The 23537-nt window shown below is 63.9% G+C and carries 21 protein-coding genes; 12 read left to right on the forward strand and 9 right to left on the reverse strand.

Annotated elements, in window-relative coordinates:
- Window positions 1–37 precede the first annotated feature (37 nt).
- From ACZ5IU_RS03870 to ACZ5IU_RS03880, 3 genes are read left to right on the forward strand one after another with little or no spacing between them, the layout of a single operon-like run.
- Entirely contained in the window at window positions 38–550 is a 513-nt protein-coding gene (locus ACZ5IU_RS03870) for a type 1 glutamine amidotransferase domain-containing protein (protein WP_464420695.1), read from the forward strand.
- Window positions 547–3498: a PD-(D/E)XK nuclease family protein gene (locus ACZ5IU_RS03875; protein WP_464420697.1), complete on the forward strand. Its 2952-nt coding sequence runs from the start codon at window positions 547–549 to the stop codon at window positions 3496–3498. Before ACZ5IU_RS03870 ends, ACZ5IU_RS03875 begins: the two co-directional genes overlap by 4 nt.
- A complete protein-coding gene (locus ACZ5IU_RS03880) occupies window positions 3482–7003 on the forward strand; it encodes a UvrD-helicase domain-containing protein (RefSeq protein ID WP_464420699.1) in 3522 nt (1173 codons plus the stop codon). Before ACZ5IU_RS03875 ends, ACZ5IU_RS03880 begins: the two co-directional genes overlap by 17 nt.
- Here ACZ5IU_RS03880 and ACZ5IU_RS03885 read toward each other — a convergent pair.
- The gene (locus tag ACZ5IU_RS03885; protein ID WP_464420701.1) at window positions 7000–7896 is read right to left on the reverse strand and encodes a YitT family protein; all 897 of its coding nucleotides are present in this window, start codon (window positions 7894–7896) and stop codon (window positions 7000–7002) included. The two genes, ACZ5IU_RS03880 and ACZ5IU_RS03885, sit on opposite strands and share 4 nt — an antisense overlap.
- A 308-nt stretch (window positions 7897–8204) precedes the next feature.
- On the opposite strand from ACZ5IU_RS03885, the gene gyrB reads away from it, so the two are divergent.
- Window positions 8205–10109: a DNA topoisomerase (ATP-hydrolyzing) subunit B gene (gene gyrB / locus ACZ5IU_RS03890; protein ID WP_464420703.1), complete on the forward strand. Its 1905-nt coding sequence runs from the start codon at window positions 8205–8207 to the stop codon at window positions 10107–10109.
- 39 nt (window positions 10110–10148) lie between these two features.
- Window positions 10149–10358, forward strand: coding sequence for a hypothetical protein (locus ACZ5IU_RS03895; protein WP_464420705.1), 210 nt, complete (start codon window positions 10149–10151; stop codon window positions 10356–10358).
- 79 nt (window positions 10359–10437) lie between these two features.
- Here ACZ5IU_RS03895 and ACZ5IU_RS03900 read toward each other — a convergent pair whose 3' ends face one another.
- The 6 genes from ACZ5IU_RS03900 to ACZ5IU_RS03925 all read right to left on the reverse strand — a co-directional run bounded on the left by ACZ5IU_RS03900 (window position 10438) and on the right by ACZ5IU_RS03925 (window position 15650).
- Window positions 10438–10989: a hypothetical protein gene (locus tag ACZ5IU_RS03900; RefSeq protein WP_464420707.1), complete on the reverse strand. Its 552-nt coding sequence runs from the start codon at window positions 10987–10989 to the stop codon at window positions 10438–10440.
- Window positions 10990–11162: 173 nt separating this feature from the next.
- A complete protein-coding gene (locus ACZ5IU_RS03905; RefSeq protein WP_464420709.1) occupies window positions 11163–11885 on the reverse strand; it encodes a hypothetical protein in 723 nt (240 codons plus the stop codon).
- 30 nt (window positions 11886–11915) lie between these two features.
- Window positions 11916–12401 carry a hypothetical protein gene (locus ACZ5IU_RS03910; RefSeq protein ID WP_464420711.1) on the reverse strand — a complete coding sequence of 162 codons (486 nt, stop codon included), beginning with the start codon at window positions 12399–12401 and terminating at the stop codon, window positions 11916–11918.
- The gene (locus ACZ5IU_RS03915) at window positions 12398–13612 is read right to left on the reverse strand and encodes a hypothetical protein (RefSeq protein ID WP_464420713.1); all 1215 of its coding nucleotides are present in this window, start codon (window positions 13610–13612) and stop codon (window positions 12398–12400) included. Before ACZ5IU_RS03915 ends, ACZ5IU_RS03910 begins: the two co-directional genes overlap by 4 nt.
- Before the next feature lie 5 nt (window positions 13613–13617).
- Window positions 13618–14697: a hypothetical protein gene (locus ACZ5IU_RS03920; protein WP_464420715.1), complete on the reverse strand. Its 1080-nt coding sequence runs from the start codon at window positions 14695–14697 to the stop codon at window positions 13618–13620.
- 200 nt (window positions 14698–14897) lie between these two features.
- Window positions 14898–15650 carry an IclR family transcriptional regulator gene (locus tag ACZ5IU_RS03925; protein ID WP_464420717.1) on the reverse strand — a complete coding sequence of 251 codons (753 nt, stop codon included), beginning with the start codon at window positions 15648–15650 and terminating at the stop codon, window positions 14898–14900.
- Between the two features lie 362 nt (window positions 15651–16012).
- Between ACZ5IU_RS03925 and ACZ5IU_RS03930 the strand changes: the two genes are divergently transcribed.
- The 7 genes from ACZ5IU_RS03930 to ACZ5IU_RS03960 all read left to right on the forward strand — a co-directional run bounded on the left by ACZ5IU_RS03930 (window position 16013) and on the right by ACZ5IU_RS03960 (window position 22635).
- Window positions 16013–16822: a phosphate ABC transporter substrate-binding protein gene (locus ACZ5IU_RS03930; protein ID WP_464420719.1), complete on the forward strand. Its 810-nt coding sequence runs from the start codon at window positions 16013–16015 to the stop codon at window positions 16820–16822.
- A gap of 112 nt (window positions 16823–16934) precedes the next feature.
- Window positions 16935–17804: a phosphate ABC transporter permease subunit PstC gene (pstC, locus tag ACZ5IU_RS03935; protein ID WP_464420721.1), complete on the forward strand. Its 870-nt coding sequence runs from the start codon at window positions 16935–16937 to the stop codon at window positions 17802–17804.
- Window positions 17801–18652 carry a phosphate ABC transporter permease PstA gene (pstA, locus tag ACZ5IU_RS03940; RefSeq protein ID WP_464420723.1) on the forward strand — a complete coding sequence of 284 codons (852 nt, stop codon included), beginning with the start codon at window positions 17801–17803 and terminating at the stop codon, window positions 18650–18652. Before pstC ends, pstA begins: the two co-directional genes overlap by 4 nt.
- 26 nt (window positions 18653–18678) lie before the next feature.
- Window positions 18679–19440, forward strand: coding sequence for a phosphate ABC transporter ATP-binding protein PstB (pstB, locus tag ACZ5IU_RS03945; protein ID WP_464420725.1), 762 nt, complete (start codon window positions 18679–18681; stop codon window positions 19438–19440).
- 26 nt (window positions 19441–19466) lie between these two features.
- Entirely contained in the window at window positions 19467–20156 is a 690-nt protein-coding gene (gene phoU, locus ACZ5IU_RS03950) for a phosphate signaling complex protein PhoU (protein WP_464420727.1), read from the forward strand.
- A 3-nt stretch (window positions 20157–20159) separates the two neighbouring features.
- Window positions 20160–20852: a response regulator transcription factor gene (locus ACZ5IU_RS03955; RefSeq protein ID WP_464420729.1), complete on the forward strand. Its 693-nt coding sequence runs from the start codon at window positions 20160–20162 to the stop codon at window positions 20850–20852.
- A 1-nt stretch (window position 20853) separates the two neighbouring features.
- Entirely contained in the window at window positions 20854–22635 is a 1782-nt protein-coding gene (locus tag ACZ5IU_RS03960; protein WP_464420731.1) for an ATP-binding protein, read from the forward strand.
- Window positions 22636–22725: 90 nt separating this feature from the next.
- On the opposite strand, the gene ACZ5IU_RS03965 is transcribed toward ACZ5IU_RS03960, so the two are convergent.
- Together ACZ5IU_RS03965 and ACZ5IU_RS03970 are read right to left on the reverse strand one after the other, a co-directional pair.
- On the reverse strand, window positions 22726–23244 hold the full coding sequence (locus ACZ5IU_RS03965; protein WP_464420733.1) for a hypothetical protein: 519 nt from the start codon (window positions 23242–23244) through the stop codon (window positions 22726–22728).
- Entirely contained in the window at window positions 23244–23378 is a 135-nt protein-coding gene (locus ACZ5IU_RS03970; RefSeq protein WP_464420735.1) for a hypothetical protein, read from the reverse strand. The genes ACZ5IU_RS03965 and ACZ5IU_RS03970 overlap by 1 nt, the downstream gene beginning before the upstream one ends.
- Between the last annotated feature and the right edge of the window lie 159 nt (window positions 23379–23537).

Genomic DNA, 23537 nt, shown 5'->3' on the forward strand with positions numbered 1-23537 from the left:
CGCACCGGAGTGCAGGACGGCAAGGAGGAGAGAAGCGATGGACAGGCAGGTCGCCATTCTCGTGGAAAGCGATTTCAACGATCTCGAATACTGGTACCCGTATTACCGTCTCGTGGAAGAGGGGTACTCCCCTCTCGTCGTCGCCCCCGTGGCGCCCAAACAGTACACCGGCAAGTCCGGCACGGTCGCCGACGCCGCCTACACGCCCAGGAGCGTCGATTTCGATCTCGCGGCGGTCGTCATCCCAGGAGGGTGGGCTCCCGACCGTCTGCGGATGTCCCAGGAGATCGTGACGCTCGTACGCCGCGTATACGCATCCGGCGGAATCGTCGCCTCCATCTGTCACGGCGGGAGCGTCCTCGTATCGGCCGGGATTCTGAACGGAGTGAAGGCGACGAGCTACGCGAGCGTGAGGGACGACATGGTCCTCGCCGGCGCGGACTGGGTCGACGAACCGGTCGTCGTGTGCGGGCGGCTCATCACGAGCCGGAAGCCGGCGGATCTCCCGATGTTCATGAAGGCGTTGCTGAACGCTCTTCCCCGTTCGTGAGCGTTCGCATCCTCCGGTATCTTCGCGCGGCGGACATAGAAGACGAACTCCGCCGTATCGATCCGGAAACAAGCGTCATCTGCATCCCGGGAAGCGAGGAACGACGGAGGCTGCGTGACCTTCTCGAAAAGACCGGATGTCCCGGGGATCCGCGTTCCGGAGGCGTCGCCGGTCGCTACCGCCTCCGGACGTGGAGCGACTGGTATCTTGATTTGTGCCGCGCGGCCGGTGCCCTTCCGGGAGCGGCGCGTCCCCCGGCCGGACAGATCGATCCCCCCGATCACTGGCTCGTCCTGCGGTACGTCCTCGACGAACTGGAGGAAGAACGCCCCCGGTCGCAGACGCCCCGCCCCGGAATCATCCGACTCCTCGGACAGGAGATCCGCGGGCTCCTGCGCGAGGAGGTCGCTCCCGAAGACCTCGCCTCAGCGCTCGGAACCGGGGAGTCGCGGGGAAGTCCCGGACGGACGGGCGAGGACGGCGACGCTGCGACGTTCCTGTGCCGGACCTACCTCGCCTACCGGAACCTGCTCGCGTCGCGCGGCCTCGCCGACAGCGCGGAAATCCCGACGCTCGCAAGGAAACTTCTGCCGTTCACCCGCTTTCCGCCGGATACGGAAGTCGTCTTCGTCGGTTTCCTGTCTTTCACGCGCGGACAGCTTCTCTTCATCCGGGAGCTCGCGTCCCGCGGCTTTCCCGTGCGGATCTACGCTCCGGAGACGCGCCTCCCCGGACACCACGACGTCGAGGATCAGTTCCCGGAGTCCGACGTCGCGTTCATTCCGTCGTCCCCGCTCGAAGGCGTTCTCCTCGAAGCCGGAGACCGGCGCATGCAGTACGACGCGATCTGCCGCGAACTCGTTCTCTGGTCGTACGAAGACGGACGTCTCGGAAAGCTTCGGGAAACGTGCGGATTCCCGTTTCCGGGCTGGGGGACCGTCGCGATCGTCGCTCCCGAAGGAGACGCGGGACTGGCGGAAGAATGTCTCACACGTTACCGGATTCCCTTCACCCCGGCCTACGCCGCTACGGTCGCGGACTCGTTGCCGTTTCTGATCGCCGAACGAATTCTGGATCTCGACCGATGGAACTGGCCCCCGGACGCGTGCGCGAATCTCCTGTCGCACCCGGTATTTTTCGGCGACTCGTTTCCCCGTGCACGCTTCGACGCGGAACGCCCCAGGGGAGCCGACGCGTGGCGCGCTTTCCTGAGCCGCACGACGCGGGACGAAGAGCCCTTCGCACGAGCGTTCCGTTTCGCGCAGGCCGTACGCGCCGGTTCGCGCCCTTCGGATCTCCTTCGCGCGTTCGTGTCGCTCGCAACGGATTCCCCTTCCTGGGACCGGACGCTTTCCTCGGCTCTCAGGCTCTGTCCCGGGGCCGACGGCGACATCAGGGGCACATGTCTCGCCGTCGAAGAGGCCCGGCGAAAGGCCGATCTCCTCGAAAGCACGGAGCGCGGGCTCGGAATCGCGGGATCTTCGCGACTCGAGGGATCCGATGCGGAGGCGTTTTTCCGCGAGTGGGCGCGTTCGTCGACGCTCTGGTTTCCTCCCGAGCGATACGATACGGTCCGGCTCTATCCAGGCGCTCCCCCCGTCCTCGCGCACGCGCCGGTATGGATCGCGGCGGGTATGGACGCCTCCGGCTGGCCCGGGACGATCTCCGAATCCCCGATTCTCTCCGACGAACGCAAGCGCGACATCCACGAACGTTTTTCGCTCGGAGCGTCGCACCTTCCGCTGCTTCCTGAAGTCCGGATGCAGCGCGAGGCGCTCTTCCGGCGGATTCTCGCCGGAGGGGACCGGATCACGATCGTCTGCCGCCCCTATCGCGACGACGCCGGAAAACCCGTCGAACGATCCCCGTTCCTGAAGCGCGCGACGGATACCCCGGGCTGCGGCCATCCTTTCCTCCGCCTCGTCGCGGCGGCCGACGTCCATATCCGCCGCGACCTGGGAGACCTCCTGCCGCAGGAGACGGCCGCCGCTGTCGTCCCGCCGGAGAGCAGGGCCGTTCCCCGGCCGGGTGGAATCATCCGCGTCCCCACTCCGCCGGAGGACTTCGCGGAACGCGACCACGCCCCCTTTCGTCTCTCGGTGAGCGACCTCGACCTGCTCCTTTCGTGCCCCTTCCGGTACGCCTCCCTCAGGATCAGGAAGCTCGACGACACTCGCCCGGGCCTCTATCGGACGGACCTGGCGGGCAGGGCCGCACACGCGATCTTCGCCCGGATCTCGGAAAGCGGAGACCTCCGCGACGAAGCCGTGAGGCGATGCATCGCCGAAGGGTTCGGCGAATACCCCTCCCTCGGGTCGGACCCCCGCCTCGCCGCGTGGCGCTCCCGCTTCGAGGAAACCATTCTGCGAACGGTCGGTTCGATGCGCCTCCTCGAGAAATCACTCGCGCCGAAACGGACGGAAGTCCGCACGGAAACTCCACTGCCTGAGGCGACGTTCGGCGACGTCACCGTCCATGGCCGCTGCGATCGGATGGATATCCTCGACGACGGCTCGGTTCTGCTTTTCGATTTCAAGAGCGGACTCTCAAAGAGCTACGGCCGTACGGACAGGGCGAAGACACCGACGCCTCCGAGCCTGCAGCTCGCGGCCTACGCATGGCTCTGCGAGAACGCCCCGGCGCGGTTGACGGTTGCGGGAACGGTCTACGTCTGCATGTCCGACGCGGCATTCGCCGCGTCCTTCCCCTCCGGATCGGATCTCGCGACGCTCTTCGCGGCCGGCGGCATTCCTTCGGTCACGAACTCGCTGCTCGAAAACCACATCCCGTTCGTCGGCGGGGAACTCTCCCGCGCGGCCGCACTCCTCTCCGGCGGACGATTCGCCCCGAACTACGACTCGACGCACTGCAGGATCTGCGGATTCCAGACGCTGTGCCGCAGGTCGGACCGACACGGCGAGGAGAACGACGATGCCCCCGACGAATGACGACGAAATTCTCGCGCGAAGCGCCGAAAACATCCTCAGCCTCATGAGGGAGGCGACCCGACGAAGTCCGAGACAGCTCGACGGGATCCTCGCGACGGAGTCGCCGGTCGTCATCGGCGCCGGCGCCGGAACGGGAAAGACATGGACGCTGGCGTGGCGCTTCGTCTGGGCGATCGCGTCGGGACGCGCCCGGCCTCGCGACATCCTCACGCTCACCTTCACCGACAAGGCCGCGCAGGAGATGCGCTCGCGCATCGGTTCGCTCCTCTCCGACGTCTGTTCCCGCCCCGACTGCCGCTCTCCGCTGCTGGAGCGCGCCCTGGCGGAACTCGACGAGGCCGTCATCTCGACGATACACTCATTCGCGCTCAGAACGCTCCGGGAGAACGTCCTGACCGCCAGAACCGGAGAATTCCCCGGGAACGACGCCGGCGGATTCGTTCCCGATCCGTCCGGAGGAATCATCTCGCAACCAGAGGAGGAGGCGATCTGGGACGATATGGTCCACCTCGTCGAAGAGGGCGCGATCGCGGAACTCGCCCGGGGAATCGCCGAACCGCTCCGGACGGACGCCCTCGGGCTCCTGCGCGGACCGACGGAACGGGGGTTCCTGTACGGGATCGAATCGCCCGAACGCCTCGTCGCCTTCGCGAGGTCGCTTTCCGGACTTCTCGAAAGCCGCGGACTCTCGCCGGAGGATTGCCTCGCGCTCGCCTCGGACGACGCGGTGCGATTCGATGTCCGGACGCGCTCGGAACCCGAATGGAACACCATCCGGGACCTCTGGCTCCGTGTGGTTCTTCCCGGAACCCGCCCATTCCGGAAGACCGGCGACGAGCTTTCGGACCGCCTGGCGCGCCTCGACTCCCCGGCGGCAGGCGACGGCGGATCCGATGCGCTCCCGCGCTTCATCCTCGATCTCAACGAGGGGCCGCTGTCGGTCGACATGCGCAGGGGACCGAATTCGTTGAAGACATGTCTGAAGGATCTCCTCGGGGAGACGCTCGCGACGTACCGCGATTCGCTGAAGGGCGCGGTCGCCGCCGCCCGCCTCGCACTCGAGGGCTTCGCGGAGGAGGAACGGCGCGTCCGTCGGCCGCTGCTCGCCCTCGCGGCGATCTGCTGGGCGCGCAGGAGACGCGCCGGAGAGGTGACCGGGCGGTTTTCGTTCGACGACATTATCCGGCTCGCGATCCCGGTCCTCGAGTCCCCGGAAGGCGGCCCGCGCCGATTTTCCGAGGTCCTCGTCGACGAATTCCAAGACACGAGCCCGCTCCAGTACAGACTGGTCATGGCCGCCGCGGGGGCACGCAATTCACGCGTCTTTCTCGTCGGCGACGTCAAGCAGTCGATCTATCGCTTCCGTCACGCCGACCCGCGGCTCTTCCGCAGCAGGGCCGAAGAGGCGGCGCGCGGTCCCGGACGCTATATCCCCCTGACGACGAGCTTCAGAAGCCGTTCCGATCTCATCGGAAGCGTCAACGACGTCTTCGGGAAGCTCTGGGAAACGGAATACGAGGCACTCGAGCCGTTCTCTGCCGATCGCGCCCCGGAACGCGACGAGGGAACCGTTCCAGTCTTTTCCCTTCACGTGACCCGCAGGGAGCCGAAGGAAACGATATCGGCCGTCAGGCTCAGGGCCGCCCGTTCGCTCGCCGCGGAGCTCCTGCGCCTCAACGCCGGAGAGGCCACCGTATGGGACGCGGAAGAGGAACGTCTTCGCGCGTGCCGGTGGGGGGACATGGCCGTCCTCGTGCCGACCCGGACGTACTACGACCCGCTCGAGGAGGTTTTTTCGCCGGAATACGGCATCCCGGCGGCATTTCTCCGGCACACCCGCTTCTTCTCCCGAAGCGAGACGCGCGACGCCATCGCCTTCGTCCGAGCCCTGGCCGATCCCGGCGACAGGCTCTCGCTCCTCTCCTTCCGAGCTTCGCCGTTCTCGGTTCTCGAAGAGTCCGTCGCGAAAGACGGCGACGGACTCTCACGGTTCGGGCGCGCACGCGCCGTTCTTCGCGTCATGGGAGTCTCCGCGGCGCTGGAGATCCTTCTCTGGGACACTTCGTTCCTGCGCCGGCTCCCGCCGTGGAGACGATCCGCCGCGCTGGCGAACCTCCGGCGACTGCTCGACCTCTCGCGGGAATACGAACGCGCGTTCGGCCCCGACGCGCGCGGATGCGCGGACTATCTCGAACGCTCGGCGCGGAGCGAGCTCCCGTTCGAGGACGCCGCATCGCTCGCGGAGGATGCGGACGTCGTCCGGATCATGACGATCCACGCCGCGAAAGGCCTCGAATTTCCCGTCACGGCGATCTTCGACCTGAACGGAACCCAGAAAGGCGGCAGCGTCGCGCGGCTCCGCCCGTCCGCAGCGCTCGGGGCCGCGTTCACGGAATATCCCGCAGCATCCGGGACGCGAGGCGCACACCCGCTTTCCGGCCCGATTCACAAATTCCTCGAATCCGACGATGAGCGCGAGGAGTCCGCCCGCCTGTTCTACGTCGCGTGCACGCGCGCCAGAGACTCCCTGCTGCTGCGCGCGACATGCGGGAAAGAGCCGTCGAAAGATTCGTGGCTCTCGATGGTCGAAGCCCCGGCCGAAGAGACTCTGCCCGGTCCGACCCCGGGACTTTCCGGACGAACGCCCGCGGACGCGATTCCGGGACGGGACGTTCCACCGCCCCCCCCGTGGGGTCATCCGCTCATCCGGCTCGGCGCGACGGCGTACGCGCTCATCCGGTTCTGCCCGGCGGCATACCGGATGCGCTACCGGCAGGGGATGGATCTCGACTGGGAGTATCCGGTCGAGGGGACGGAGCGGGACGTATCGGAACGCGGAAGCGGAGCCGATGCGGGAACGTTCGCCCACAGAGTCCTCGAACGATGGGATTTTCGGGCCGAGAGCCTTCCGGCACTTCTCGATCCGGCGGCCCCCGACGTTCCGGCCGCGCTGCGATCCGTCATGGAACGGCAGGCGGTCCGCGACGGGATCGAACGTCACATGCGGGAACTGGCCTCTTCGGAGTTCGGAAGGGAGCTGGCCGAACGCGCGGCGAGGAACGAACTCCACCGGGAGATGCCCTTCCGCGTCGCGCTCGGCGACGATCTCTTGCTGACGGGAGCCGTCGACCTATGGTTTTTCGACGGCGACACGCTCCGCGTGGTCGACTACAAGCTCACGAAAATCGCGAACACGCCGCCCGTCCTCTACGACCGGCAGCTGCTGTTCTACGGCGCGGCGCTCTCGAGACTCTTTCCGGGACGGAAGACGGACCTCCGGCTCTACCACATCGCCGAAGGGCACCTCGGTGCGCCCGTCGCGCAGCCGTCGCCCGGGGAGATCGAAGCCGACCTGCAAGACGCGGCACGACGCGGCGCCGAAGGACCGTTCGTTCCTCCGGAACCGCTTCCGTGCGGAACATGCCCATTCGCCGGATCGTGCGCCGAATTCGCGGCCCGGAAACGACTCGCGCCCCCCAACGGACTTTCAGACGCGTTTCGCTAGAGCGCCTTCCAGTTCTTGAACCCCTTGCCGAGGACCTCCGAAGCGTCGCTGATCGCCATGAACGCCTTCGGGTCCGCCGACGCGAGGTATTTCTTGAGGAAGATGACCTGGCGCGGTTCGAGGAAGCTCAGGAGCAACTGCCGCTCCTCGCCGGTGTAGCCGCCCTCGCCGCGCAGGATCGTGACCCCGCGTCCGACGGAGTGCGTGATGAAGTCGGCGATCTGCCGCGGCGCGGCCGAGACGATCAGGACCTGCTTGCGGCGGTCGAAGGATCTCATGATGTTGTCGACGACGATCCCGTAGACGTACAGCCCGACGATTCCGTAGACGACCGCGTCGAAGCCGACGATGAACAGCGACAGCAGCAGGATGAACAGGTTGACGTAGATGCTGAACTGTCCGAGTTCGATCCCGTAGCGGCGGCGCAGCGCCACGGCCGGGATGTCGAGCCCGCCCGACGATGCCCCGACCCTGAAAATGATGCCTCCGCCGACGCCGTGGAGCACCCCCGACGCAACGGCCGCGAGAAACCTGTCCGAGAGATCGGGCAGCGGAATGAACTCGAAAACTTTGAGCAGGAATGCCGTCAGGATGACGGAATAGGCCGTCCAGATCACGAAGCGCGGCGACAGCTCCTTCCAGGCCCATGCCATCAGGACGGCATTCCCCGCAAGGAGCACCCATGCGGGGGATATGTTGAAAACGTAGTTCGAGAGTACGGCGAGCCCCGATACGCCAAGATCGGGAAATCGGTAGGGCAGAACGAAAAAAACGACCGCGATGGCATTGATGGCGTTTCCAGCCGTCACCGCGACGAAAGTCTTCCATTCGTCGCGGATGCCGACGATGATCGATACGACCATTCTCCGGGCGTTGAACTTTCTCAGCTTCATCTCGGGTTCCTCCTCGGCGCACGTTTGATATAATAGTTTGGTTACGGACGTGAAGAAGGATGTGAGCCCGTGTTTATTCCACTCGAAGGTCAGGGAGCCGTTTCCCTCGACCGTGTAGTGTGTCTCGTTCGGGTCGGCGACGAAACCGCAATCTTCCTCCGGGACGGCACCGTAATGGCCACGGGGTTCAAACCGGAGACACTCGCTAGAAGATACAACTCTTTGATGTCGGAAGCAAGACGGAATGCCGACATTGCTGCAACGACGCACTTCCCCGGCGACGGGGCGTGACAGGGAGGAATGCGACATTGAACACTTCTGCGGCTGAATACACCGCGCAAAACATTCAGGTTCTCGAGGGACTCGAGGCCGTCCGGCGCCGGCCGGGAATGTACATCGGCGATACGGGATCCAGGGGACTCCATCACCTCGTCTACGAAGTCGTCGACAATTCCGTCGACGAGGCCATCGCGGGATTCTGCGACCGGATCGGCGTCGTCGTCCATTCCGACGGGAGCGTCTCCGTCGAAGACAACGGCCGCGGAATTCCGACCGACCCGCACCCCTCGAACGGACGTCCTGCGGTTGAGGTCGCCCTCACCGTCCTTCACGCGGGAGGAAAGTTCGACGGAGGCGCCTACAAGGTCAGCGGCGGCCTCCACGGCGTCGGCGTTTCCGTCGTGAACGCCCTCTCGGAGTGGCTCGAAGTGACGGTCTGTCTCGGCGATCTCTGCAAGTCCCAGCGCTACGAACGCGGCAAACCCGTCACGGACCTCTCGGAGGGAACGCCGACGACGAAACGCGGAACGACCGTGCGCTTCAAACCGGACGCCGAGATCTTCGAGGACGTGGATTTCTCTGTCGACATTCTCGGCGGACGATTCCGCGAAATCGCCTTCCTGAACCCCGGCCTCGCGATCACGCTCCTCGACGAACGTACCGGGCGATCGTGGGAATTCCACTACGAGGGGGGCATCCGGTCATTCGTCGAATACCTCAACCGCGACAAAGACCCGATCTTCCCCGAACCCGTCGTCATCTCGGGAGAACGCGACGACGTCGAGGTCGACCTCGGTCTCCAGTACAACGACACCTACATCGAACGCATCTTCGCTTTCGCGAACATGATTCACACGCTCGAGGGCGGCACTCACGTTTCCGGCCTCCGGACGGCCTTGACGCGCGCGGTCAACGACGCCGCCCGCAAGAGCAAGCTCCTGAAGGACAAGGACGAAAACTTTTCGGGAGACGACCTCAAGGAGGGACTCACCTGCGTCATCTCGGTGAAGCTCCGGAACCCGCAGTTCGAGGGACAGACGAAAACGAAGCTCGGCAACAGCGACGTCAAGGGCATCGCCGACTCGATCATCTACGAGGGGCTCGCGGCGTTCTTCGAGGAACACCCGGAGGTCGTCCGTCCGGTTGTCGAAAAGGCGCTTCGCACGCGACAGGCCCGGGAGGCCGCGAAAAAGGCGCGTGAACTCGTCAGGAAGAGCGCGATGTCGGGGTTCAGCCTGCCGGGAAAGCTCGCCGACTGTTCGAGCAGGGACACCGGTGTGAGCGAGGTCTACATCGTCGAGGGAAACTCCGCCGGCGGCAGCGCGAAGCAGGGACGTGACAGATCATTCCAGGCGATCCTGCCGCTTCGCGGAAAGATCCTGAACGTCGAAAAGTCCCGACTCGACAAGGTGCTCAGCAACAACGAGATCCGCACAATCATCCAGACGCTCGGGTGCGGCATCGGGGACGACTTCGACCCGATGCGGCTCCGCTACGGCAAGATCATCATCATGACGGACGCCGACGTCGATGGCGCACATATCAGCACGCTCCTTCTCACCTTCTTCTACCGGTACATGAAGGAACTCGTCGAGGCCGGGCATCTCTATCTGGCCCAGCCGCCGCTCTTTCGCGTGCAAAAAGGAAAAAACGTCACGTATTGCTATTCGGAAAGGGAATTACGTCGTATCATAGACGGACAGGCGGATCCGTCGAAGATTTCCGTCCAGCGCTACAAAGGATTGGGCGAAATGAACCCGGAGCAGCTCTGGGAAACGACGATGGATCCACAGAACCGCGTCCTCCGGAGGGTCGAGATCGACGACGCGATGCTCGCGGACGAGTATTTCGGCATTCTCATGGGAGACAAGGTGGAACCGCGGCGGGAGTTTATCGAAACACACGCCCACGAGGTCAGGAATCTGGACGTGTGACGGTTCAGACCAGACACACGAGAAGGAGGGTGTATCCGGATGCAGGGACCGTACCGGCCGTACAAGCCGTGGAAACACACCTACGACGACCGACCGAATCTCTTCAGGCAGATACTTCTCGTCCTCGTTGCCATTATCGGATGCATCGCACTGGTGATCATCGGTGACATGCTCCTGCATCCCGGCATAGACTGGTCCGACACGCTGATCGTCCGGATGATCTACGAACGCCGCAATATCGGCAGGTAAACCCGCGAAATGCGAAAAAGGCGGCCGGTTCCCTCCCGAGAGGACCCGGCCGCCTTTTTCGCATCGGCATTGCGGGACGCTACAGCCCCGCGGCTTTCCTGAGATCTGCAACCGCGTCGCGGAGCGCGACGACGGCGCCCTTCCAGGGTACCTTTCCCGTCGACCAGTCGAGACGGTCGAGAAGAGGCGCCGCGTCCGGCACTTGTCCCTTCGCGACGAGGATTCTCGCCCGCTGAAGGTCGAGGTAGTCCCGGACCTTGACGCTGCCCTCGACTGTCGTTCCGGACGCGCCGTAGACGTTCATCCGGTCCGATGGAAGATCGAGCTTCATGACGCGTTCGAGTTCGTCGATGTCCCCGAGCCTGCCGGCGATGGCCGCCCGCTCCGCGATCAGCCCCGCCGCGAGGACACGGAGCCGTACCGCGTCTCCCTCTATGGGAAGCGTCGTGTTGTAGCACTTTCCGAGCGTCCAGAACAGTTCCTTGCGGGCTTCGGCGTCATCTCCCGCGCGAAGGCGCGACGCGCCGACGATAAACGACGCCTGGCACGCTACCCTTTTATCCGAAGAGCCTTTCAGCTGCGCGACGGCCTTCACGGCCGTATCGTATCGCGCCGACAGATAGTCGCGCATCGCACTTTCGATCGCCTTGCCGTATTCCGCGACATTCCCGCCGCCCTCCCCGGAGCTCCCGGCCCCTCCCTCACAGCCTCACCCGAACGCGGCGCCCGCGAAGGAAAAAGCGAACAGGGCGGAGAGGAGCAGGGCCGGAAGGACGCGACTCCGATTCACACCACGGTCTCCCCTCACTGACGTTCCTTCACGGACCAGCGATGCTTCATTGCGTCGTATGTATGGACCTCGCCGGCCGTGAAGACCTTCACGCTGTACTCGTCCATCAGGGCAGCCTGGACCTTCGCGATTTCCTTCTGCTGCCACTGGTGGAGCGTCGTGTCGTAGAGGATGACCTTCGCGTCGTCCCAGCAGATCGCGAGTCTGTCGCCGAGAACCGCGTCCCAGGCGAACTTCTCGCCCGATCCCGCGCGTTCCGTCTCGATGGATTTCCACTCGTGAAGCACCGGATCGAAGACCACGAATTCCGCCTCGGTGAGCATCGCCCCCATGCCTCGCGATATGAGCGGCGACTTCACGTCCGTGATCGGCTCCGGACTCACGATCCACTTCCGCGCCTTCGCGTCGAAGATTGCCACGCGGCTCGTCTCCCACACCATCGCGTAGTTGTCCGACATCACGGTGTTCACGGCGATGAACCCCTGGAGCGGAAGCCATTCGTGCGTCCGGATGTCGTATGCCAACACGCCGTTCGCATCCCAGACGAGCGCGAGATAGTTATGGGTCTTCCATCCGTTCGCGTTGAAGTCGTTGAGCACCGAGTAGTTCTTCAGTTCCGGGTCGTACACCTTGACCGTGTTCTTGGATACGAAGAGCTGAACCTCAGCGTACGCCGCAAACGCCGAACACGCGAGCGCCAGCAGCGCAAAAACGCAGACCATCCGTTTCCCTTTCATCCTTACTCGCCTCCTCGCAGCGAACCCGATCTATTTCCCGAAGACCACGCAGTCTTCGAGGAGCCGTCTGAGCGGCATGACCGCTTCGACCACATAGTGCCCGTCCTCGATTCCTTCGGCGGCGAACTTCCCGGGATGCACCCACCCCTCGAGGGATATCGACTCGACGCGACGCGGCAGTCCGTATTTCACCTCGTAGAGCAGCCCGAGCGTTCTGCGGTAGAGATCCGTCACGGCGGCCCTTCTCGCGAGCAGCTTCTGCGCCGGAGAAGGGTCCGCCGGTACGGGAGCGCGTCCCCGGACGGTCACGGCGCGTCCGTTCCAGTCGATCGTCCCGAAGGAGAATTCCTGGACGCCTTCGACCGCGCCGTTGTTTCGCCAGATCGTCCGGATCTCCATTTCGCTCAGGGATGTCGCCGAGGCGATTCCGGCCGGTACGAGCGCCGCGAAAAGCACCGCTCCGGACACGACAATCGCGCGACGGAGGTTTCTCCGGAAACGCGCCCAGGCGCTCATGGCGTCGTCTTCGCCCCGGAGGCGCCGGGCGTCGCCTCGATCGTTCCGGCGGTCACCCCCGTCACCGACATTCCGAGTTCCTCGAGCCGGACGGCGAGATCCTCGGCGTTGCCTTCCGTGTTGACGTCGAGTTCCAGTTTGTTGTTCCGGAACGAACGCTGATAGACAGCCGTCACGCCCTTCGTCTCTTCGAGCGCGCTCTTGAGCCTGCGCGCATCGGCGAACGAAACGCCGTCGGCGAACAGCTTCACGACGCGTCCCGTCACCCCTCCGGCGCTCCCGCTCACGAGCGAGTAGGCCACCTTGTTGACGAGCCCCGAGGACGCCTTTTCCGCCGCGATCTTGAGTCCCTTGACGGCTCCGTCCTGCGCGGACACCCCGATCTGCTTCACTTCGGGAATCTCGCTCCCGAGAACGTACCCCGTCTGGGTGATGACGGCCTTGAGCTGCAACTGGCTCCGGACGCCCCAGAGCTTCTGTCCCGCCGCGTGCTGCGTCGTATACGTCACGGACTGTGCCTTCGCGTGGATGATCACGTCGGCCTGGAACGTCTTCGCGAGTTCCTTGAGCCGGTCCATGTCACCGGTCCGTTCCGCCATGTCCCATTCGGACTTGTGAAGCGACTTCGCCTGTTCCTGATCGACCATGAGATACCCGGCCTTCTGGAAGAGCGCGAGCGTGGTCCCCTCGACCGTGGAAAGGAAGGGCTTCTGGCCGTCTATGGCCTCGTCGACGACGATCATGACCCTCGGGTTGCCGAGCGCGTCGATGACCGCCGGTCCGAGCACTCCGTCAAGAGCGGCGACGGATACCGTGCACTTCGCATGGAGTCTGAGGATGTCGTCCGAGCCGACTTCCTCCTTCGTGACCTTGAGATCCTTCACGATTCCCCTGGCCTGCGAGAAGACCCGGTCTTTGACGACCTGAAACTCCTTCATTTCGGAGACGCTTTCGACGTACGCCCCGATACCCTTCTCGACGGCGTCCCGATAGACCGAACGCTTCGCCTCGTCTCGCGCGCGGGTCGTGTCGCCGTTCAGGATCGCCCCTTCGCCGTACGCCTCGACCTCGATCGCGTCCCCGCCCGAAGAGGCGGCGTTTCCCGTCGCGGCCGGTTTTCCCTTCGCGGCCTCCGCGACCGGGGAGAGCCCCCCGAGAAGCAGGAAGATCGCCGCGAGCGGGAGAACCGGCCACAGCCCCCGGCGGTTCACGCCGCTCACCTCTTGACCACGAGCACCCGGCACTTGGCCAGGAAGTTCATCTTGCTGTGTCGCATCTTGTCCGCCGCGGCGTTCGTGACGACGATGTCGACGTTGTTCGGTCCCACCAGCTTGACGGGCTTCACGATGAGCGGCCTGTCGGCGACCTTCGCGCTCCCCTTGGCCCATTCCATGTTCGTGTGATACTCGCACTGGCCGGAGTTCAGGAGGACTTCGTCCTCGGCGATGCCCGGGCCGTAGACGACCTTGCCGCGCTGATCGAGGACGCGGAACGTCACCGCGGGGATCAGCGGCAGGCCACGGCAGTCGAGGATCACGCCGGTGTAGGCGTACCTGCCGGAGGATTTGCCGGGCTTTTCGTCGCCCGTGGACTTCGGCAGATACGGAACCACCGACTGCCGGACCTTATCAAGCTTGATGCGTCCCGTGACAGTGAAGATCTCTCCGTCGAACTTCGCGTCCGTGATCTCGACGTTCTTGATCAACCCCTGGACCTGCGTCCGGACAGTGTCGTTCGCGACCATGAAGTCGTCCATCTTCGTCTCGGACGAGAGTTGCACGCCCTTGATGAACTCGAGCAGGTTCCGCTGAAGGTCGAGCGTCGCGCCCCGGCGGGCAAGGAGCTTTCCCTGCCCCGTTCCTTCCTTTCCCGTGGGAGGAACCGCCTGCCCCGTCGCCTCGATATATTCCGAAGTCCAGTTGATCCGCGCGTTCTTCCCCTCTTCGACGAGCTCCCCCTTCACCATCTCGGACTGCTTTATCTGGGAGACGTCGATCGTGTAGCCGTCCATCGCGCGTTCGACGGGAAGCGCGCTGTCGTCGATGACGGGAAGGTCCTGCGCCGCCTGCATCGCCGCGTCGTTCTTCGCGGCTTCGTCAACGGCGGGAAGAGGTTCCTTCGCCGCATCGGAAGTCACCCCGGGCTGCTGCGCAGCGTCCTTCGCCGGATCGGACGGTTTCTCAACCGGAGGCAGCGGCGGCAGATCCGTCGCCGCAACCGCAGACGTCACGGTTCCGGCGCATACGCTCCCCGCGATGACCAACGCAATCAGAATCCGGACAGGAATTTGTTTCATTCGCAAACACTCCCTTCGTACCCTCTCAGATGGAATGCGTTTCATTCACCCGTTCCGTTTCCGCCCTTTCCGCCTTCGGTTCAGAAACGTCCGAAAACGAGGAACCCGAGTGCGCCTATTGTACTTTGTCTGGATTGTTTTCTCAATCCGGAGTCGCCGGAATCCTTTCGTCCGCGCCTTCGGACACCGCACGGGCGCTCTCAGCGGCGAAACCCCAGCTCCCTCGAAATTCCCTCCGCGACCGTCCGGACACGATCTCCGAGGGTCTTCGCGCGATCATCGCCGAGACGGTACGCCGGAGCGGTAATACTCACGGCTCCAGCGGGAGTCCCGTCCAGAGAACGGACGGCGGCTCCGACGCAGCGGATCCCCTCCTCGTTTTCCTGGTTCTCTTCGGCCCAGCCGTTGCGGCGGACGTCGTCGAGGATCTTTCTGAGCGTTCCCTGGTCCGTCACGGTGGCGTTCGTCCTCCGTTCGAGCGTCGTCTTGGCAAGATACGATTCGAGTTCCGGCTCCGAAAGCGCCGCGAGGATCGAGCGTCCGCCGGACGTCGAATACAGTGAAAGCGGCGCTCCTATCCGCGACCGCATCCCCACGGGGTGCGGGCTGTCGAGCTTGTCGAGGTAGAAGGCCTTGCCGTTTTCATATATGAAGAGATGGACCGTCTCGTGAGTCTCCTCCCAGAGCCGCCGCATATACGGGCGGGCGATTTCGGCGAGTCCGGAAGATCGCCGGTAGGCATCCGCCCAGAGAAGTACCGCCGGTCCGACCTGGTATCGCCCGCCCTCGTCCCGGAGGACGACATTCTTCTCCCTGAACGTCGAGAGAATCCTGTGAACCGTGGATTTTGACAGCTCAGTGGCTTCGGCGATCTCCGTCACTCCGATCAGCCGTCGCTCCTCGGCCATGAAGGCAAGGATCGCCAGCGAGCGTTCGAGCACTCGAATATTCATCCCCGTTTCCGCCATCTACGTCACCCGCCCTTGGATATTGAGTTGGTAATCGACGCTACACCCCGCGTACATCGTTGTCAAGAGGAATGAAAGCGCGCCGACGCGGCAGACGATCCGGCACGCCATCCTTCCGGAAAGCGATGTCGTCTTTCCCTCCGGGATCGGCCGCTCCCGCCATCTGCGCGGCCTCGCTTTTCTTATATTGTATCGGATGTTTCGGAGCGGGCCGAGAACGAACGCACCGGAGCGCGACGACATCCGGCAATTCTTTCGTGACATATCCGTTACGAATGTTGCGGACTATCGTAACGAACCGTCCGTATACTTCGCCCAGAACATATATCAGGAGGAGGAATGATGAAATGAAGGGTGCGAAGCTGGTTCTTTCGCTCGTCGCGGCGTGTTCCGTCGCGGGAGCGGCGTTTGCGGGAGATATCGTGATCAACGGATCGACGACCGTACTCCCGATCGCCCAGGCCGCGGCAGAGAAATTCATGGCCGCGAACGGCGGCGTGAAGATCACGGTTTCGGGCGGCGGCAGCGGCAACGGCATCAAGGCACTTATCGACGGAACGACGGATATTGCCGACTCGTCCCGTTTCATCAAGAACGAAGAGGTCGCCGCGGCCGTGGCAAACAAGATCTACCCCGTTCCGTTCGCGGTCGCGGTCGACGCGCTGATCCCCGTCGTCCACCCGTCGAACCCCGTCAACCTTCTGACGACCGAGCAGCTTCGGAAGATCTACAAGGGCGAGATAAAGAACTGGAAGGACGTCGGCGGAGAAGACAAACAGATCGCTGTCGTGGGGCGCGACACGAGTTCCGGCACCTACGAGACGTGGGAAGAAAAGATCATGAAGAAGGAACGCGTCACGGAACGCGCCCTGATCGTGGCGTCGAACGGAGCTATGGCGCAGACGGTCGCAAAGAACAAGCTCGCGATCGGCTACATCGGCATCGGCTACCTGAACGACACCCTCAAGCCGGTCGCGGTGGATGGCATTGGCGGAACCGCAAAAACCGCGCTCGACGGAACCTACCCGGTCGCCCGCTACCTCTACATGTTCACGAAAGGCTGGCCTACGGGCGACGTTCTGAGTTTCGTCAACTTCGTCCTGAGCGACCAGGGGCAGAAGATCGTCTCCGAAAGCGGATTCGTTCCGCTCCGCTAGCACCGGCTTTTCGTCCCGGATATCCGGAGAACGCGCACTCTCGCGCACCACGACGCCTCTGTCCCGGCCCTCGCGAGGGCCGGGACAGAGGTCGCAAGGAGGAGTCTCTTCCATGAAAAACGACAAGGTGCCGTCCGCTCTCGTCGCCGTCATATCGAGCCTCGGGATCTTCATCATGATCTTTATCCTCTACTTCCTCACAACAGAGGGGATCCCCGTGCTTCGCGAGATTCAGCTGAAGGAAATTCTCGCTGGACGCGCCTGGTACCCCACCGAGACACCGCCTTCGCTCGGAATGGTCCCGCTCATCGCCGGGAGTCTCGCGGTCACGCTGGTTTCCTCGATTCTGGCGCTACCGCTGAGCCTCCTCGTCGCGATCTTCATTTCGGACGTCGCCCCCTCGTTCCTGCGGGATCTCCTGAAGCCGGTACTCGAACTTCTGGGATTTCTTCCATCGATCGTCCTCGGATTCCTCGGAATGGTCGTTCTCGCCCCGTGGCTCCAGGAGCGTTTCGAACTCCTCTCGGGCCTCAACCTGCTGAACGCGTCCGTCCTTCTCGGAGTCATGATCGTCCCGATCGTCGCCTCGCTCGCCGAAGAGGCGCTCTCATCGGCCCCGGGTGAACTGCGCGACGCTTCGTTCGCGCTCGGAGCCACGAGGTGGGAGACGATCCGCCATGTCGTCATCCCGTGGGCGAAACCCGGAATCCTGAGCGCGTGCCTTCTCGGCGTCATGAGATCGCTCGGCGAGACGATGGTCGTCCTGATGGCGGCGGGTGGCGCGGCGATTCTCCCCGAATCGATATTCGACCCGGTCCGGCCGCTGACGTCGACGATCGCAGCCGAAATGGGCGAGACTCCCGTCGGTTCGGCGCACTACCACGCACTCTTTTTCGCGGGACTGATCCTCTTCGCGATGACCCTCGCGATCAACATGCTCTCCGCATGGATCGAAACGAAGGGATCGGTGATCCGTTCATGAGCCGCAGACGGTTCGTCGACTATGCCATGACGGCCGTTTTCTGGACATCGGCCGCGTTTCTCGTCCTGCTCCTGCTCGCCATCCTGCTCTACGTCGCAGCGAACGGATGGAGCTCTCTCTCATGGGAATTCCTGACCGAGCCGCCGAGGGACAGCATGACCCGAGGCGGCATCAGCACCCCGCTCGTGGGAACGCTCCAGCTCGTCGTCGTGTCGATGTTTTTCGCGTTGCCGATCGGCGTCGTCACGGGACTCTATTTCGCGGAGTACTCCCGCAACGGACTCTTCACGAAGATCCTGCGCCTCGCCATCCGTTCGCTCGCAGGGGTGCCGTCGGTCGTGTTCGGCCTGTTCGGTCTCTCGCTCTTCGTCGTGACGCTCGGGTTCGGATCGAGCCTGCTCTCCGCGGGACTCACGCTCGGATGCCTCACGCTTCCGCTCGTGGTCACGGCTTCCGAGCAGGCATTCCGCGCCGTCCCGCAGGACTACCGCGACGCATCCTGCGCGCTCGGGGCGACGAAGTGGCAGACGATCGTGAAGGTTGTCCTTCCGGCGGCCTCATCGACCATCATCACGGGAGCGATCCTGAGCATCGGGCGCGTGGCGGGCGAAACCGCGCCGATCATTTTCACGGGGGCGGCGTTCTACTCCCCGGATTTCGCGAAGAGCCTCTTCGAGGAGGTCATGGCGCTCCCGTATCACATCATGGTTCTCGCGACGGCGGGCGTCAATATCGAGAAGACGAGACCGATCCAGTACGCCACCGTCCTCGTCCTGCTCGCGCTCGTCCTCGGCGTCAGTTCGGCGGGCGTCGTCATGCGGCGAAGACTCCGCAGAAACGGCCGCTGAAAACCATGGAAGGAGATTCGACACGAATGAAGGAGACCGTCCGCATCCGGTCGCGCAACGTCAATCTGTACTATGGCCAGGCACATATCCTCAAGGATATAACATTCGACATCTTCGACAATACCGTCACGGCCCTGATCGGCCCGTCCGGGTGCGGAAAGAGCAGCTGGCTCCGATGCCTGAACCGCATGAACGACTTTATCGCGGGCGCGCGCGTCGAGGGAGAGATCGTCATCGACGGTACGGATATCTACGCACGGGACACGGATGTCATCGCGTTGCGGCGGAACGTCGGGATGGTCTTCCAGAAGCCGAATCCGTTCCCGATGTCGATCTACGACAACGTGGCCTACGGTCCGAGACTCCATGGGATACGGTCGCGCGAACGGCTCGACGGCATCGTGGAGCGAAGCCTCAGGGGAGCAGCCCTCTGGTCGGAAGTGAAGGACTCGCTCGCGTCGCCGGGAACGGGACTCTCGGGCGGGCAGCAGCAGCGCCTCTGTATCGCGCGCGCCATCGCGACCGAGCCGAAGATCCTTCTCATGGACGAACCCACGAGCGCCCTCGACCCGATGGCGACGGCCCGGATCGAGGAACTCGTCCGCGAACTCAAGAAAAACTTCACGGTCGTCATCGTGACGCACAATATGCAGCAGGCGGCCCGCATTTCGGACTGCACCGCTTTCTTCCTTCTGGGAGAACTTGTAGAATATGAAGTTACAACCAAAATTTTCACGGCGCCGGACGACAAGCGCACCGAAGACTACATCACCGGACGCTTCGGCTAGATCCCGGCTTCGAGGAGGGAACGGACGTGCAGGAACTAAATGCCAGAAGGCAACTGGAAGCGGATCTTTCCGAACTGACGCGGATGCTGATGCGCCTCTCGAAGATGGCGGAGGAGGCGCTCACGAAGTCCGTCTGGGCGCTGAAGAACCAGAACACGGACACGGCGCGCGCCGTGCTCGACCGGGACGACTCGCTGGATCAGCTCACCGAACGCATCGACCACGAATGCATGAATTTCGTCGCCCGCTTCCAGCCCCTGGGAGAGGATTTGCGGACCGTCTCGTCGATCATGCACATGGCCGTCGATCTCGAGCGCATCGGCGACTACGGCGGAAACATCGCGAAAGCCGCGCTCGAACTTGCGGGCAAGGAGCTCATGAAACCCCTGATCGACATTCCGCGGATGACCGCGACGCTCTCCGAAATGCTCGAGAAGGCGATGTCGTCGCTCGAACGCCGCGATCCGGCACTCGCGAGGGAGGTCTTCCCGCTCGACGACCTCGTCGACGACCTCGAAAAGCAGATCATGAGGGAGCTCCTCCTTCTCATGATGGAGCGTCCGCAACGCATCGAACAGGCGACACTGCTGCTGAACGTCGCGCGAACCCTCGAACGGGCGGGCGACCACGTCACGAACGTAGCGGAACGGGTCCTCTACATCCTCACCGGTAAGGTCGCAAAAGCGACCAACTACAGACGGCCGAAGGAGAGGTAACGCATGACGGGAGAACGGATTCTGGTCGTCGAGGATGAGAGCGCCATCGTCGACATTGTGTGTCGTGCGCTCAAACGCCACGGATACGAAACCGAATCGGCCTCCGACGGCGACACGGCGCTCGACATGGCGTCGACGCTCCGCCCCGACCTCGTGATCCTCGACCTCATGCTCCCGAAGATGGACGGCTGGGAGGTCTGCCGACGACTTCGCTCGATGCCCGAGGTGGCCGCGACGCCGGTCATCATGCTGACGGCGCGGCGCGACGAACGGGACGTCGTCGAGGGGCTCGAACTCGGCGCCGACGACTACATGAAAAAGCCGTTCTCGCTCGCCGAACTCGTCGCCCGGGTCCGCGCGCTGCTCCGCCGGACGACCGGGAGGGAAGCCTCGCGTATTATCGAGGAAGGGGATCTCCGGATCGACCTCGACGACGAAATGACGTTCATCCGGAGCGAAACGGTCGACCTGAGCCCGACGGAGTTCCGCCTTCTCGAACTCCTGGCCCGCCGGATGGGGCGCACCGTCTCCCGCGAGGAGCTTCTCGCGAAGATCTGGAGCTTCTACGGAGGCGACACACGTACCGTAGACGTCCATATCTCCCGACTCCGCAAAAAGCTCGACGACGGGAAGCGTCCGGCCCTCGCGATCCAGTCGCTTCGCGGCCGGGGATACCGTCTCGTCTGGGAGGACTGACATGTTCGCGCCGACGCTCAAGAAGAAGGTCATCCTCGCGCTCACGCTCGTCATGGCGCTCGCCTTCATCGGAAGCATCCTGCTCTTCACGAACATCCTCAGGAAGCACATCATCGGACAGAACCGCTCCGAACTCGGCAGCCAGACCGCGGCGATCGCGAAAGTCATCCACGATTCCGGGCTCGACACCTTCCGGAACGACCTCGCAAAGTGGAAGGCCATCTTCCGGGGGCGAATCACGGTCATCGACGACGGCGGAACGGTCCTCCTCGACAGCGACGCGAATCCCGCGACGCTCGAGAACCACAGGAACCGCCCCGAAGTGAAAGTCGCTCTCGCGGGCGGCGAAGGGACGAGTCTTCGCTGGAGCGGCAGCCTGAAGACCTATATGCTCTACGCGGCACGGCGCGTGGAGTCCGCAACCCAGTCGGAACGGACGCTGCTCGTCCGCGTCGCGTTGCCGCTCGAAACGCTCAGCAGGACACTCGTCACGATCCGCGATCGTTTTCTGATTTTCCTGCTCGCCGGGGCAGTCGTCGTGTATTTCGTCGGGACGTGGACCGTGCGGCGCTTCTTCCGCCCTCTCGAGCGCATCGTCGATTCCGCCGACCGCATTGCCCTGGGCGAGGACGCGCGATTCCCGCTGATGGCCGACCCCGACCTCCGGCGTTTGACCGGAGCGCTCAACGCGATGTCCGAAAAGCTCCGCGGCGCGCTCGACGACCTCCGGTCCGAGCGCGAGGATCTCTCGCGGATCGTCACGTCGCTCCCCGTCGGAGTCGTCCTTCTCGACGACGCCCGAAAGATCCGTTACGTCAACGGCGCCGCGATCGCGCTGCTCGATCTCCGTCCGAACGTCGAACCCGGGGTCCCCGCCGAACGGGTCTTCCCCGCGGCGGACATCTACACAGTGGTCGAAGACTCCTTCCGCGGCAGGGATGCGTGTCTCGAGCTGACCCTTCCGGGACACAGAGAGCGTTACATCCGCGTCTGCGCGCGAAGGACGGCGACCGGAACGCTCGTCGTGCTCACGGATCTCACGGAAGAACACCGACTCGAACAATCCCGGAGGGACTTCATCGCCGATGCGGGGCACGAGCTTCAGACGCCCCTCACGGCAGTCCGCGCCGCGGCCGAGTTTCTCCTCGAGGATGAACGCGAGGACACCGCGCGACGAAAATGTCTCCTCACGATCGTCGAACAGCAGGAACGCATGACGAGGCTCGTCGACGACCTGCTGCTGCTTTCCCGCATAGAGGGACGGCCGTCCGGAGAGGACGATGAGTCCGTCGACTTCTCGGAACTCGTCTCGCTCCTCGCGAACGAACTCCGGGAGCATCCCTTCGCGGACTCCATCCGCATCGCGGCCGACGTCGCTCCCGGCGCGACGGTCCGCGGCCGCAGCGAGGATCTTTCGCGGGCCGTCAGGAACGTCTTCGAAAACGCCGTAAAATACGTCCGCGAACGCTTCGGTTCGGGCGATGGCGGGCGCGTCGACATCTCGCTCCAACCCGGCGACGGACGATACTTCCTTCTCGTCCGGGACAACGGCGTCGGCATCACGGAGGAGTCCGCGGTGCGGATCTTCGATCGTTTCAGCCGCGGTGATTCGTCCCGCGCACGGGGGCAATGGGGGAAGGGCGGCTACGGCCTCGGGCTCGCGATCGCGCGGCGCATCGTCACGGGGTACGGCGGCGACATCAGACTTCTGCGAAGCGACGAGGGGGCAACCTTCGAAATCGAACTTCCGGCCTGCGACGTCCCGGCCTCCGAGGAGAACTGACTTCCGAAAGGCACATCGTGGGTGAGAGAGCCGGTCCCAGGGATTCCCGGGGATCGGTTCTCTTCTTCTATGGACGGACGATATCGACGATCAGGATTTCCGGCAGCGCCAGCAGCCGCACCGGAGGGCCCCACGTTCCCGCCCCGCGAGAAACGATGACCGTCCCGCGCCCTTCCTGCCGGTGGACGTCGACGGATCGTCGACGTCGACGATCCGGAGCCGCGGAACGGGGGAGACCGGCCCGATATGGACGTCGGAGACATGCGCGATCCGGAAACGGTCCGCCGGCATCGCGGCGCTTCCGGTCTCGACGACGGAAGCGAGGCGGAGCGACCTCGCTTCGACCTCGCCCCGGGCGACGAGGAGAAGACACCCCCCCGCAACGACGCCGAAAAGAATCCCCGGAGAGGGACAATATAAACGGAGATCCGTCTTCAGGAAAAAATCGATTCCCGCTGACGCGACGAACAGACAATCGGACACGAGAAACGCGACTGTCGCGAGGAAGATCCACGCCATCCAGAAATAGCCGATGGTCGCGACCGCGCTTCGCGCGAGCGTCCATCCCCTGAGATCGAAGATGCGGACGAGAATGGGGGCGGACACCATCAGAACGCACCACCCGGCGATCGGAAGCCCCGCGCGCGGGCGCAAAACCCGGACATCGCCCGGAAGAACGCTCGGAGGACGATCGCGTACATCGATCCGTAGACGAGAAAAAACAGCGACACAAGGAGCGGCACGGGATTCCTCCGTTTCTTCCGCGGGAACGGTGCCAGGCGCTCCGCGAAGAGTTTTTCCGATGTCCGGGGCGCAATTATATGGTATATAATGACCGGATTCGCCCGGAATACGGCGGATCCCGACATCCGGCCGCATCCCGCTTCCGGGGAGCCGCGCGA

The sequence above is a fragment of the Lactivibrio alcoholicus genome, from assembly GCF_055390895.1.